This window comes from Marinobacter similis, assembly GCF_000830985.1.
Classification (GTDB): Bacteria; Pseudomonadota; Gammaproteobacteria; order Pseudomonadales; family Oleiphilaceae; genus Marinobacter; species Marinobacter similis.
In genome coordinates this window covers 765,968-779,370 of record NZ_CP007151.1, presented here as the reverse complement: position 1 = coordinate 779,370, position 13,403 = coordinate 765,968, and the positions used below count along the sequence as shown (strand labels likewise).

12 protein-coding genes and 1 pseudogene are annotated in these 13,403 nt (G+C 56.6%); 3 read left to right on the top strand and 10 right to left on the bottom strand.

The window, feature by feature from the left end:
- Positions 1-48: 48 nt before the first annotated feature.
- Positions 49-759 carry a hypothetical protein gene (locus AU14_RS03490; protein ID WP_041338952.1) on the bottom strand — a complete coding sequence of 237 codons (711 nt, stop codon included), beginning with the start codon at positions 757-759 and terminating at the stop codon, positions 49-51.
- The gene (locus AU14_RS03485; protein ID WP_041338950.1) at positions 756-977 is read right to left on the bottom strand and encodes a hypothetical protein; all 222 of its coding nucleotides are present in this window, start codon (positions 975-977) and stop codon (positions 756-758) included. Before AU14_RS03485 ends, AU14_RS03490 begins: the two co-directional genes overlap by 4 nt.
- A 354-nt stretch (positions 978-1,331) precedes the next feature.
- Between AU14_RS03485 and AU14_RS03480 the strand changes: the two genes are divergently transcribed.
- Positions 1,332-3,518: an OsmC domain/YcaO domain-containing protein gene (locus AU14_RS03480; RefSeq protein ID WP_041338947.1), complete on the top strand. Its 2,187-nt coding sequence runs from the start codon at positions 1,332-1,334 to the stop codon at positions 3,516-3,518.
- A gap of 82 nt (positions 3,519-3,600) precedes the next feature.
- Here AU14_RS03480 and AU14_RS03475 read toward each other — a convergent pair whose 3' ends face one another.
- The gene (locus AU14_RS03475; RefSeq protein WP_094191139.1) at positions 3,601-5,127 is read right to left on the bottom strand and encodes a M28 family peptidase; all 1,527 of its coding nucleotides are present in this window, start codon (positions 5,125-5,127) and stop codon (positions 3,601-3,603) included.
- Between the two features lie 238 nt (positions 5,128-5,365).
- A complete protein-coding gene (locus AU14_RS03470; protein ID WP_236744350.1) occupies positions 5,366-5,950 on the bottom strand; it encodes a DUF2845 domain-containing protein in 585 nt (194 codons plus the stop codon).
- A 224-nt stretch (positions 5,951-6,174) separates the two neighbouring features.
- Between AU14_RS03470 and AU14_RS03465 the strand changes: the two genes are divergently transcribed.
- On the top strand, positions 6,175-6,966 hold the full coding sequence (locus AU14_RS03465) for a bestrophin-like domain (protein WP_041338944.1): 792 nt from the start codon (positions 6,175-6,177) through the stop codon (positions 6,964-6,966).
- Between the two features lie 76 nt (positions 6,967-7,042).
- On the opposite strand, the gene AU14_RS03460 is transcribed toward AU14_RS03465, so the two are convergent.
- Positions 7,043-7,831, bottom strand: coding sequence for an OmpA family protein (locus AU14_RS03460; protein WP_041343558.1), 789 nt, complete (start codon positions 7,829-7,831; stop codon positions 7,043-7,045).
- Positions 7,832-7,857: 26 nt separating this feature from the next.
- Positions 7,858-8,229 carry a DUF4398 domain-containing protein gene (locus AU14_RS03455; RefSeq protein ID WP_041338941.1) on the bottom strand — a complete coding sequence of 124 codons (372 nt, stop codon included), beginning with the start codon at positions 8,227-8,229 and terminating at the stop codon, positions 7,858-7,860.
- Between the two features lie 303 nt (positions 8,230-8,532).
- Here AU14_RS03455 and yghU point away from each other — a divergent pair, with 303 nt between their 5' ends.
- On the top strand, positions 8,533-9,414 hold the full coding sequence (gene yghU / locus AU14_RS03445) for a glutathione-dependent disulfide-bond oxidoreductase (protein ID WP_041338935.1): 882 nt from the start codon (positions 8,533-8,535) through the stop codon (positions 9,412-9,414).
- Positions 9,415-9,450: 36 nt separating this feature from the next.
- On the opposite strand, the gene ftsH is transcribed toward yghU, so the two are convergent.
- From ftsH to ggt, 4 genes and pseudogenes are all read right to left on the bottom strand, one after another.
- A complete protein-coding gene (ftsH, locus tag AU14_RS03440; protein WP_236744349.1) occupies positions 9,451-10,911 on the bottom strand; it encodes an ATP-dependent zinc metalloprotease FtsH in 1,461 nt (486 codons plus the stop codon).
- A 38-nt stretch (positions 10,912-10,949) separates the two neighbouring features.
- Positions 10,950-11,315 (bottom strand): ATP-dependent metallopeptidase FtsH/Yme1/Tma family protein, encoded by a 366-nt coding sequence (locus AU14_RS20460; RefSeq protein WP_236744348.1) that lies wholly within the window; start codon positions 11,313-11,315, stop codon positions 10,950-10,952.
- Positions 11,312-11,560 (bottom strand): YkoF family thiamine/hydroxymethylpyrimidine-binding protein, encoded by a 249-nt coding sequence (locus tag AU14_RS03435; protein WP_041338932.1) that lies wholly within the window; start codon positions 11,558-11,560, stop codon positions 11,312-11,314. Before AU14_RS03435 ends, AU14_RS20460 begins: the two co-directional genes overlap by 4 nt.
- Positions 11,561-11,601: 41 nt before the next feature.
- Positions 11,602-13,370: pseudogene (gene ggt / locus AU14_RS03430) on the bottom strand (gamma-glutamyltransferase).
- Between the last annotated feature and the right edge of the window lie 33 nt (positions 13,371-13,403).

Below are 13,403 nucleotides of genomic sequence, written 5' to 3'. Positions count from 1 at the left end.
GGCTTTAAGAGCAAACCGAGGAGAGGGGATTACCCCTCTCTCCTGGAATCAATAACCAGATGTGAAGCCTACAGCGCTGCAGTCGCTATAACTTTCAACAACCTGGCCGTCGATCCATACCGCAACGGCTGATGCTGTGCCGCCGGCACTGCTGCCGTACCGAACCTCTGCTGAACCTTCGCTGGCGATTCTGATAACACCAGAGGTGGGACAAACCTGACTATCTGATATCTCGACCGGCGTCGGAGTCGATAGATCGATATAGCCGCCAATGGCTGAGCCGAGCACCTTGCCTGAGAGACTGAACTCCATCCCAGTATCTGTGGTGTTTATGCGGGTTACAGCATTGGTAATGGCGGCATAGTCTGTACCGATTTTGATCTCGAACACGTCAATCGTGTTGATCAGCCGGAAACTCTCGGGGTTGTTGTTCAGTCCGGTTGCCAGATTTGTGTCAGTCGTTCCCTTGATCTGGAGAGGTTCATTGCTCTCCTGAACTTCACCCGTAATGTTGTACGCCTCGTTGACGTCTGCCTCTGATTCACCGGAGATGGTTATCGTAGCTTCGTAGGTTCCATTCAGAAGCACGCTGCCATACATGTCGGTTGTGACAATGCACTCTCTGAAACTCAGCAACTGATCAATGACGTCGCTTGTCTCATTGTATGAAACAGTCAGGGTGCCACCACTGTCACAGTTAACGGTGCGGGATTCCTCAGCGCCCTCAGGTAACAGCAGTTCTTCAACCTCGCCAATCAAGCCAGGCCGTCCGCAATGCCGTCATACAGCCCAACAATGTTGTCAACGTTTGAATCCGCAGAAATGGCAATGCGCTTGGCAGCGTAGTTTTCGGAGTCCAATGACAGGGTCGTTCCCCCTGAACCGCCATTGCTATCACTGCCACCGCCGCCACATGCGACCAGCAGTGTTGCTCCGGAAACAATGGTCAATCCTTTGATAAATTTATTATTTTGCATTTTCTTCCTTATTGATTGTCTCTCGAGGTATCCAGACGAGTCCCAGATGGAATCACCAATTAGCAAGGGTGCCGAAGGCGCTCCTCGGTTGTAGAAACCCGATGCTTCTGACGCGACCAAGGAAGCCAAACGGCCTGCCAATGGAAATATAGCATGGTCATTATGATGTTAACGGAAGGGTAGGCCATGGAATGTAGGTTATTTAGTTAAGGATCGATGATGGCGATGGAATCGAGAAACCCGCGTAGGGTGGGATACTGGTAATCCCCCCAAGACGACGGGTAAGAAAAACTGGATAATGGACCGAGTTTAAGGCCACGGCGCGCCAAATTCTCCAATCCTGGTACCCTCGTAATGGAAATCAACGTCAACTTTCTCGACAATCTCAGACTTGAAGCCAAGTTTGACGATTTCACCGTCGTTACTGACCAACCTATCCGCTACAAGGGCGACGGCTCCGCCCCCAGCCCTTTCGATTACTTCCTGGCATCCTCGGCGCTGTGCGCGGCCTATTTCGTGCGGGTGTACTGTAAGGCGCGGGACATTCCCATGGACAACATCCGCCTGTCGCAGAACAACATCGTTGATCCGGAAAACCGCTACAACCAGATCTTCAAGATTCAGGTAGAGCTGCCGGAGGACATTTCCGACAAGGATCGCCAGGGCATCCTGAGGTCGATTGATCGCTGTACCGTCAAAAAGGTCGTTCAAACCGGCCCCGAGTTCCAGATTGAGCAGGTCGATAACCTGGACGAAGACGCCCAGGCCCTGCTGATGGTGGAGCCAGACGGCGATGCCCGTACCTTCATTGAAGGCAAGGACCTGCCGCTGGAGCAAACCATTGCCAACATGACCGGCATCCTGGCGGATCTGGGCATGAAGATTGAGATCGCCTCCTGGCGCAACATTGTGCCCCATGTGTGGTCGCTGCACATTCGCGATGCGGCGTCGCCCATGTGCTTTACCAACGGCAAGGGCTCCACCAAGGAGAGCGCCCTGTGTTCCGCGCTGGGTGAGTTCATTGAGCGCCTGAACTGCAACTTCTTCTATAACGATCAGTTCTTCGGTGAAGAGATCGCCAACAGCGAATTCGTTCATTACCCCAATGAGGAATGGTTCAAGCCAGGGCCCAATGACGAGCTGCCTGAGGGTATTCTGGATGACTACAGCCTGGCTATTTACAACCCGGACGGCGAGCTGGGTGGCTCTAACCTGATCGACACCAACTCCGGCAATGTGGAGCGGGGCATTGTGTCTCTGCCGTTCGTTCGGCAGTCCGATGGCGAGGTAGTGTACTTTCCCTCGAACCTGATTGAGAACCTGTTCCTCAGTAACGGCATGAGTGCTGGGAATACGCTGTTCGAAGCCGAAGTGCAGTGCCTGTCAGAGATCTTCGAGCGGGCCGTGAAGCGCCAGATCATCGAAGAGGAAATTGCGCTGCCGGACGTACCCCGAAACGTATTGGAAAAGTACCCCGATATCCTTGAGGGCATCGACGCGCTGGAAGCCCAGGGTTTCCCCATCCTCGTCAAAGACGCCTCGTTGGGTGGCCAGTTCCCGGTCATGTGCGTGACCCTGATGAACCCGCGTACCGGAGGTGTGTTTGCCTCCTTTGGCGCACATCCGAGCTTTGAAGTGGCGCTGGAGCGCAGCCTGACTGAACTGATGCAGGGCCGGAGCTTTGAAGGCCTGAATGATGTACCGGCGCCGACGTTCAACAGCCTGGCGGTGTCTGAGCCCAACAACTTTGTTGAGCACTTCATTGATTCAACCGGTGTGGTGTCGTGGCGTTTCTTCAGTGCCAAGCAGGATTACGAGTTCTGTGAGTGGGATTTCTCCGGCACTAACGAAGAAGAATCCGTCGGCTTGTTCAATATTCTCAAGGAGATGGGCAAAGAGGTGTATGTGGCCGTGTATGAAGACCTTGGCGCGCCCACCTGCCGTATTCTGGTGCCCGGTTATTCCGAGGTGTATCCGGTTGAAGACCTGATCATGGATAACACCAACATGGCCCTGGACTACCGTCAGGACATTCTCAACCTGCATTCCCTGACTGACGAGCAGCTTGCCGATCTGGCGGAGCGCCTGGAAGCCAGCCAGCTCGACAACTACATGACGATCATCAGCCTGATTGGTATCGAGTTTGATGAGAACACCGTGTGGGGACAGCTGACAATTCTGGAGCTGAAGCTGCTGATCTGCCTGGCGCTGGAGTGGCACGAGGAGGCTCTGGAGTTCGTCGACATGTTCCTGCAGTTCAACGACAACACTGTTGAGCGCAACCTGTTCTACCGGGCAGTGAACGCAGTGCTGGAAATCACCCTGGATGATGAACTTGAGCTGGACGACTACCTGTTCAATCTCAAACGCATGTACGGGGATGAGACCATGGATGCGGTGGTTGGCTCAGTGAATGGCAGCACGCGTTTTTACGGCCTTACCCCAACCAACTCGCAGCTGGAAGGACTGGATAAGCACCTGCGTTTGGTTGAGAGCTATAAGAAGCTTCACGCGGCCCGCGCCGCGCGAGCTTCGGCTTGATAGAGAAGGATGTTTGCATGGGACGGAGTGGCCGATGGCCACTCCGTCTGGGTATTAACCTCAAGTGCTGAAGGAGGCTCGGTTATTTAACCAGCTTCGATCCGCGATACTCCATTTCATCTTTGAATTTGCCAAGACCCTTACCCTTGTCGGTGCCATTTACAGATGACGTTGTCATCCCAAAGGTCAGGACAGAGTGCGCAACGGCATCGGACATCTGGTCCAGCACTTCCAGGCTGATGTTATCGAAGGTGTCACAGGCGAGGTGATAACAAGGGTCGTACTGGTCGCCTTCGGTGCCGCCATACAGAGCAGCTTCATCGGCGGTTTTGATCCCCTCAGCGCCGGTGAACAATCCTCCGGCTGGAATGCCGACTGCGATGAACGGACCGTAGTCAGAACGACCATCGAACGCAGTAGGCTCGACCGGAAGCGACATTTCTTCAAAGTACTTCAGGAAGACGCTCTCAATGTTCTTGGAACCATTGGGGCCGGCCAGAGCGGTATCTGAGCCGTCACCATCGTACACAAAGCGCACAAAGTTAGGTGAGCCAATCATGTCGAAGTTGAGGTTCAAGGCGATGTTTTTGATGTCGCGCGGGCTGAGATTGGCGACGTAATGCTCCGCACCCAACAGACCTGCCTCTTCCGCGCCCCACCAGGCGAAACGCAACTTGTTGCGCGGTGAGATCTCCTGTCGGGCAATCTGCAGGGCGGTTTCCAAAATGGCGGCCGAACCACTGCCGTTATCCTGGATGCCGGGGCCTTCGGAAACCGAATCAAGGTGTGCACCCACCACCACAACACGGTCATCCCGTCCGGCTGTTGTTTCGGCGATAACGTTCGATGTGCTCCGGATTTCCGATGCGGCATCGACAAAAAGATTGACTTCAACGCCCCCGGCCGCCAAATCGGTGCCAACCGAGAAGGCCGCGCCCACAATGGGAATGGAAAAATCCGGGCCACCGAGCGTTCCCAAGAAAGCATCGGTTCGCCCTTCCTGGCCCTCATTGAAAATGATCACGCCGGCGGCACCCGCGTCGTGCGCATTCTGTGCCTTTTGCGCAAAAGAGCAGGAGCCGCGCTGTATCACTGCAATGCTGCCCGCTGTGAAACCGGCGAAATCAGTTGCTTCGCAGCCGCTGGTTGAGGTGTTGGCATCGGTTCCGGGAGGTAGGGCGAGGTCCACCCCCTCTGCGATAGCAGTAACGTCACCGCTGCCGGAGTACGTCATGGTGGCAAACCCATCCACGCCGAAATATTCATAGGACGTTGGCGTGGGCGCCAACTGATCCAGAATGGCGGGCTGGTTTTCCTCAAAGAAGGGAAAATCGAATTCCTGGATCGTGACCTCGTAGCCGGCTGCAGTCAGTTGTTCTGCGACATAGTCTACAGAGGCTTGATACCCCGGAGACGACGCCTCTCGGGTACCACCGTTGGCATCAGCAGCCGCTTGGAAGGCCGCTTGATGACTGCGAACTCCTTCCACGGTGACGGCTTCCCGAAGGGTGTAGGTATCCACGCTGACAGCCGCGTTGGCGGACAACCCAACGAAACAGGTGGCAAGAATGGTGCGTTGTGACGTGAGTTTCAGATTTCCTTTCAACATAGAGATTGCTCCGTTCAGGCTTGTATTGTTTTTTGTTTTTGCTCCCTGGATACAACTCACACTGTTTTTCACTGCATTATCTGCAACGAGATTAAGCCTACCAGTGGAATGGAATATCGCCAGTTTCACTATCAAATTAGCAACGTGGGTAACAGGATTGGCAGTTAGTCATTTGGTCGCGTTTACGGAGAAACTGCGGAAAAGTGTTGCAGGCCCCGAGCGTGTTTGCGCCAGCCGCTTACCGGGCAGAGCGGGATTCGATGTCCACCACCTGTCCGTTTCTCAGGGTGACTACCTGCCGGAACTGGTTGTTAGCGAGGTGGTAAAGCCACAGCTGAACCAGCACCGGCCGCAATCCCTGCCAAGTCTCCAGGCGTCGAGTGGGTTTGGGCGTCCGCCATTCCACTCGCTTTGAGACGGGTTCGCCGCAACGGGCGATCAGCTCGTATTCGGTGCGAGCGTGCCGAAGGGTGCTGATGTTGCAACTGGCCCGATCGGAAACATGGAATCCATAACCCAGGCTTTCCACCTGTGCCAGCTTGCCATTGCGGAAGGTCAGCCGCCTTATAAACCGCTGGGGCCCGGGGTTGTAGTACCAATGCATTTCGGTTTGTACCACGCCCAGCCCGGGGACTGTGGCTGTGGGATATTCCACCACGTAATCTGGCCCCACAGCGCTCCTCAACCTCAATGGGCCAGGCATCGTTGTCGACCAGATAGGTCCCGCAGCCCAGGGCGCCTGAGCGCCCTGGGCGAGGGCAATCAGCACTAACATCCGTAGGAATCGTCGAAAGCAGGTCATGGTCTGGTCGCTGTTCTGCACGATGGTCTTCTATCATTGTACTCCTCGAAGACCGGTGTGGACTAAACGACCGAGGGCCGTGCACTTGGTTGCTGATTTCTTCTTTATATAGGGACTTCCTATAGGGAGTTCGCGAAAGTCGCGTTCTAATGCTTTTATGTCGCTTTAAATGGGGATAGTGTTAGCGCCTTAAGCAGCGGCAACGCCTCGCCTTTTTACGCTTTTCGCTCCACCTGGGAATTACCATGAACGAACAGGAAGTACTCTACGGATTCAGCAGCGTGCTGATTGCCGCGGCGCTTTTCGTCGCAATTGTTGTCTGTAACGAGCTGGGATTTAGAACTGGTCGTTTCACCCAGTCTCGCACCACGTCAGAAATGAAGGAGCTCACTGGGTCTGTTCAGGCCAGTATTCTGGGCTTGTTGGCGTTGCTGTTGGGTTTTACCTTCAGCATGTCGATGCAGCGCTATGACAATCGCAGCATTGCCGTCATTGACGAAGCCAATGCCATTGGAACGGCGGTGCTGAGGGTAGAGTTGCTGCCGCAGGAATTCCAGGATGACGCCAAGCAGCTGTGGCGGGATTATGCGCAGTTACGGGTGGAGGTAGGCCAGGTTGACCTGACCAAGGTTGACGAGCGCAAGGAATACAACGCCAAGATCGCTCAATTGCAGAGCGAGCTTTGGTCGCTGGCGATTGCGGCTACCAACGTTGACCCGCGTCCGGTAACAACGGGGGCGTTCGTGAAATCTCTGAACGATGCCATCGACAGCCAAGGCAAGCGTAATGCCTTACTGCAGATGCACGTGCCGGAAGTGGTGCTGATCCTCCTGTTCGTCGTTTTTATAGCGTCGGGAGGGATCATGGGGTACTCCTCGGGTTTGAGCGGGCAGCGGATGGTGGTGCCCATCATGCTGGTGTCTCTCCTGATTACCCTGATCGTATTCCTGATTATCGATCTGGACAGGCCAAAGCGCGGTTTCATTCAAGTCAACCAAGCCCCGATCGTTGAGGTGCTGGATAGTTTGAAGCGGTAAAGTTCTTGGTTTCTCTCAGGCTTGCCGGCGTAAGCGAGCCCGGGCAGTTCTTCGTGCTGCCCGGGCCTGGTTATTTCTAGCGGCCCTCAATCTGCCCGGTTTCGTCCGAGATCACGATTTCGACACGCCGGTTTTGTTGCCGCCCGGCGCTGGTGTCGTTACTGGCCACCGGATAGGCCTCACCGTAGCCTTCAAACTCGACACGGCTGCTGGAAACGCCGTGGCTGAGTAGTTCGTCATAGACCGACATGGCGCGGCGCTCAGACAATCGCCGATTGTACGATTCTTCGCCGGTGCTGTCCGTATAGCCTTCAATCCGTACACGACGGTCGTCGTACTCCAGCATGAATTCCGCCAATCGGGCCACGGTTCGCTGGCCGGAGGCTTTGAGGTCGGCCTTGTTCAAGTCGAACAAAACATCCCCGAGGGTCAGCACCATGCCGCGTTCGGTTTTTTCCGCCTGCAGGGCTGCCATCTGAGCTCGTAGTGCATCGGCCTCGTTGGTCTTCATCTGCAGCATGATCTTCTGCCGACGCTCTTCAGCGGAGCTGATTTCGTCTTCCAGTGACGCACGGAGCCCTTGTTGCTGGGCGATCTCTGCATGTCTGGTGGCAAGATAAGCGGCGTGCTCGATTGTGGAAATGTCGGCCTCATCTTCCAGCAACATTTCGGCTCGATCGAGTTGTCGCTTGGCAGCTCGAAGTTGACTTGCGCCACTGCGGGCGACATCGGGATCCTGCTCAATGTTCAGATACAGGGTGCGCGCCTGATCAACCTCGGCGTTGTAGGGTGGAGAGCTGGCGCAGCCGGTCATCAGTGCAAGCAGCCCGACTGCGATGCTGGTGGCAAAGGTACGAGTCGTCATCTCAATCTCCTGGTTCGGGCTCACAGTTAGTTGGTCTCGAGCTGATCCTGTAGTTCGTCGATAGACCGGTTAATCTCCGCTACTGCACGCTGAGCTTTCTCGGTTTCTGAACGAGCGGCGGCCAATTGAGCATCCACGGCGGCTTGCTCCAGTAGGCGCTCGGCCTTCCGGTATTGCTCCTGGTCCATCAACTCGCGGGCATCCGCCACTTTATTCTGGGACTGGTTGAGGAGAACTGGCTCGAATTTGCGGGCATCGGCCGCTTCGGCTTGCTGGACTGAAGACTCAGCAGCTTGCAGTTCGCTGTCCGGTTTTGGTCCTGGCCCAGCACAGGCAACGAGCAGTGCGGCTATGGCAATAACCAGCCAGGGACGTGCTAATCGATTAAGCGGCTTCATATGTAAACTCCCTCGTTTACAATGGATTCCGTCGTCCGACGGTGCGAACAAGATTGTCAAAAAATGTTAAATACAGCCATGAAATTATAGCAGTGAATTCGGAACTTGCCGTGGTGGCGCCAGTGCGCGTTATCCGCAATATGGTGCTGTGCTTGAATCCGCGGTTTTCGGCCCAACACCTCTGAAACATCAGCATTTTTTGACCGACTGGTCCTGTCCGCCTTAAGCGGCGTACCACTTACAGGAAATTCAAAGGGCAGCGATCTATCGTTGTCCATTTGCCCGTTAGGAGAGCATTCCGTTATGAGTGACCCGACTTACACCCCGCCCAAAGTCTGGAAATGGGAGTCCGAGAGTGGCGGCACCTTTGCCAAAATCAATCGGCCGATTGCCGGGCCTACCCATGACCAGGAGCTACCGGTAGGCGAGCATCCGTTGCAGTTGTATTCACTGGCAACACCGAATGGGGTCAAAGTCACCGTCATGCTCGAAGAGCTGTTGGAGCAGGGCATCAAGGGTGCGGAATACGACGCTTACCCAATCAAGATTGGCGACGGCGATCAGTTTGGCAGCGGCTTTGTCGAGGTGAACCCGAACTCCAAGATTCCGGCCTTGGTGGACCGCAGTGCAGATCCGGCCATTCGCGTGTTTGAATCCGGCAACATCCTGTTGTACCTGGCGGAGAAGTTTGGTGCCTTCCTGCCCAAGGATATTGCCAAGCGCACGGAAACCCTGAATTGGTTGTTCTGGCAAATGGGAAGCGCGCCCATGCTGGGTGGCGGCTTTGGCCACTTCTACGCCTATGCGCCGGAAAAATACGAGTACCCTATTAACCGCTACACCATGGAGGTGAAGCGCCAGTTGGATGTGCTGGACCGTCAGTTGGCTAATAACCGTTACATCGCGGGCGACGAGTACACCATCGCCGATATGGCGATCTGGCCCTGGTACGGCGCCCTGGTGGCTAACAAGGTTTACGACGCGGCCGAGTTCCTGGAGGCTCATACTTACAGCAACGTGGTGCGCTGGATGGAAGAGATTGCTCATCGCCCGGCGGTACGGCGTGGGCGGATGGTTAACCGCACGTGGGGCGAGCCGGAAGAGCAGCTGCACGAACGGCACGATGCCAGTGATTTTGAGGACAAAACGCAGGATAAGCTGGCGGCCATTCTGGGTCATTCCTGATCAGGATGGCTGTGACCTGGGCGGCCTTGTGGCTGCTCAGGCAATCTTGCGATCGTCCTCCCGCTTGAGAATTTCATCGACCTCTTCCGCTGACAGGGTCTCCTGTTTCAGCACAGCTTTGGCCAGGGCTTCAAGTTGCGCCCGATGCTCGGTCAGGAAATCGAGTGTGGCCTTTTCCAGCGCCATCAGCTGAGCCTGAATCTCAGCATCAATCAGCTCGGCGGTTTTCTCGCTGAATTCCCGTGGCAGGCCCATCTCGCGGCCGAGAAATACGTGCTCTTCGCCAATACTCAGGCCAAGCGGTCCTATTTTTTCACTCATACCCCATTGGCCAATCATTTTTCGGATCAGCGTGGTGGCTTCTTTAAGATCGTTCTGGGCGCCGGTGCTGACCTCGCCATAGATCACTTTTTCGGCCGACCGTCCGCCGAGCATTACCTTGATCCGATCTTTTAGATAACTCTCGGTGTAGCTGTACTGATCGTCCCTAGGCGTTTGCTCGGTGACGCCCATGGCCATGCCGTGGGGGATGATGGTGAGCTTGGTCAGCGGGTCGGCCTTGGGTAGATAGTAGGCCATGATGGCGTGGCCGCACTCGTGATAGGCCACAGCCTCACGTTCTTCGGGCGAGAGGTGGGCATCGCGTTCTTCACCGAGGATGATCCGGTCTCGGGCCAGCTCAAAGCAGTGGGCGGTGACTTCGTGCAGGTTTTCCCGGGCTGCAGTCAGGGCGGCCTCGTTGACCAGATTTTTCAGGTCGGCGCCCGAAAAGCCAATGGTGCGCGCTGCGATCTGTTCCAGGTCGACATCGTCCGCCAGGGGCACCTTGCGCACGTGTACTTTCAGAATGGCGGCACGGGCTTCCTTGTGGGGGCGGTCCAGGGTGATCTTGCGGTCGAATCGGCCGGGTCGGAGCAGGGCGCTATCCAGTACATCGGGCCGGTTGGTGGCGGCCAAAACCAGGATGTTCTCGTGGGGTTCGAAGCCGTCCATCTCCGTGAGGATCTGATTTAGCGTCTGTTCCCGTTCGTCGTGGCCGCCGCCCAGTCCGGTGCCCCGGGATCGGCCGATGGCGTCCAGTTCGTCAATGAAAATCAGCGCTGGCGCGGCCTTGCGGGCGTTCAGGAACATGTCCCTTACCCGGGCGGCGCCGACACCCACAAACATTTCGATAAATTCCGAGGCGCTGATGCTGAAGAAAGGCACCTCTGCCTCGCCGGCAATGGCGCGCGCCAAAAGCGTTTTACCAGTACCCGGTGGCCCCACCAAAAGCACGCCCTTGGGCATTTCGGCACCCAGGGCCCGATATTTTTCCGGGGATTTGAGGAAATCGATGATCTCCGCGATCTCGCGTTTCGCCGATTCGATCCCGGCGACATCATCCAGCGTGGTGGTGGAGGTTTCCCGCCGGGCCAGGCGTGCTTTCGACTTACCGTAGTCGAACGGGCCGCCGCCCTGGGTGATTCGTTTCTGAGCCACGCCCCAGAACCAGAACATCAGAGCCAGCAGAAGGATCCAGGGCAGGAAACCGCGAATTAGCTCTTGCCACCAGGCAACCCGGAGGGGGTCGCCGAGATGGTGACGTCGGCTTCTTCAAGTAAGTTGAGTAATACCGGATCCTCCATCGGTGGGCGGATGGTCTGGAATCCGGCATCGGCGTCGGAGAACTGGCCGGTGATGCGCTCGTCTTTCAGAGTAACGGCGGCCACCTGGCCGTTAATAACCGCGGTCTTGAACTCGGAGTACGCCAGTACCTGCAGCTTTGGCTGCCCGCTGTCCTGAAGCCAGAGCACCATCAGAAAGATGGCGGCGCTCAGCCACAGGAAGGAATACTGGTTCGGAATGGCCGGTTTTGGTGAATCCGACGGCTTCCGATCGCCCGGTTCATTGGGAGCGGTCATCTCGGTCTCCGGTCACCCTCCATGATCTTGGCCACGAACACGGACTTTCCGTAGGTTTCAAATGACCATTTCATGGTATCGGAGAGCACTTTCATGACTTCGTCGAACTCTCCGAAGATCTCTGTGCTCATGCGGCCGGGGTAAACTTCCAGCCCGGTTTGTTCCAGGCGGGCAATCAGGTCCCGGATCGGTTGTTTGTAGTCTTCCTTGAGCGGATAGCAGCTCAATTGCACAGACAGATACATTATCGCCTCCTGGTTTTGATGAATCGGGTGCGGCGGCGGTATCAGTAACCCTGAGCCGAGGACGTACTACGCCGCGGATCAGCACCCCCGTAAAGTGTTCCGTCCTCTCCCACCATAATACTCTGAATGGCTCCCATCGCCGAATTGGTAACCACGGTATGGCCAAGACTTTCCAGCAACTTCACGGTGTCGCCGCTGATGCCCTGCTCAATGCGCAGCTCATCCGGCAACCACTGATGATGGACCCGGGGCGCGCTGACGGCAGTCTGGATGTTCATGTCATGGTCGATCACATTCAGGAGCACCTGCAGGGTGGTGGTGATAATGCGGGAACCACCCGGGCTGCCGGTGACCAGGAAATTCTTGCCCTGTTTTTTCACAATGGTGGGCGACATGGAGCTGAGCATGCGCTTGCCGGGTTCCACTTTGTTTGCCTCGCCGCCAATCAGGCCGTAGGCGTTGGGTACACCGGGCTTGGCGCTGAAATCGTCCATTTCATTGTTAAGCAGGAAGCCGGCACCTTCCACGGTGATGCCAGAGCCGTAACTGAAATTGATGGTGTAGGTGTTGGAGACAGCATTGCCCCATTTGTCGACCACCGAGAAGTGGGTGGTTTCCGGGCTTTCATAGGCGGTGGGCTCGCCAGGTCCGATCTCGCTGGCCGGTCGCGCCCGTTCAAGAGTGATGTCTTTTCTGAGCGCCTCAGCGTAGGACTTGCTCGTCAGGCCGGCCAGCGGCACATCCACATAATCGGTATCGCCCAGGTACTGGGAACGGTCGGCATAGGCCAGTTTCATGGCCTCGGCCATCCAGTGAATGGTATCGGCGGTGTTATGGCCGGATTCCCGGAGCGGATAGCCCTCGAGGATATTCAGGATCTGCACGATGTGGGTGCCGCCGGAGGAGGGCGGCGACATGGAGAACACGTCGTAGTCGTGATAGGTGCCATGTACCGGCGTGCGAACCACCGGCTCGTAACTGCTCAGATCCGACTCGGTAATCAAGCCACCATGCGATCCATTTCGGCAACAATCAGCTCAGCGGTTTCGCCCTCGTAAAAACCGTCTACCCCCTGGTCCGCAATGCGCTGAAGGGTATCGGCCAGGTCTGGTTGTCGGAAGATGTCGCCGGATTGGTAGGCACTGCCATCGGCTTTATAGAAGGTCGATAGCGTCGCCGGCCAGGGTTCGAGGCGGGCACGGGCCTGTTCCAGGCCATCGGTGAAGCGCTGCGGTACGGTGAATCCATCCCGGGCCAGTTTGATGGCCGGCGCCAGGGCCTGTTTCAGGGATAGAGTGCCGTGGCGCTCCAGGGCCATGGCCAGCCCGGCAACAGTGCCCGGGACACCCGCTGCGAGGTGGGTAAACCGGCTCCGGTTCTTGACCACTTCGCCGTTGTCATCCTGGAACATGGTTTCCGAGGCTGCTGCCGGGGCCTTCTCCCGGTAATCGATGGCTTCGGGTGCGCTGTTATCGCCTTTAGCAATGAGCATGAAGCCGCCGCCGCCAATGTTGCCGGACCGTGGCTGGGTGACGGCCAGGGCAAAGCCGGCTGTAACCGCTGCATCGATGGCATTGCCGCCGTCTTTTAGCACCTGCAGGGCGACGTCCGTTGCGAGGGTGTGGCTGGTAGCGACCATTCCCTGGGTGGCAACTGCTGGATGGAAGCGTTCGCCTTCCAGAATGGCCTGTCCGGAGACCGGGCCTGCTGTGAACACTGTCAGGGTCAGGGTCAGGGCGATGGCGCTGAGGCTCTCTGACTGCCTCTTGAGGCGGGTTCCTTTGATTTGCCGCTGTGGGGCCTTGTCCATGATTCTGTTCCTCGTTTCTGGCGTTCAGATAGG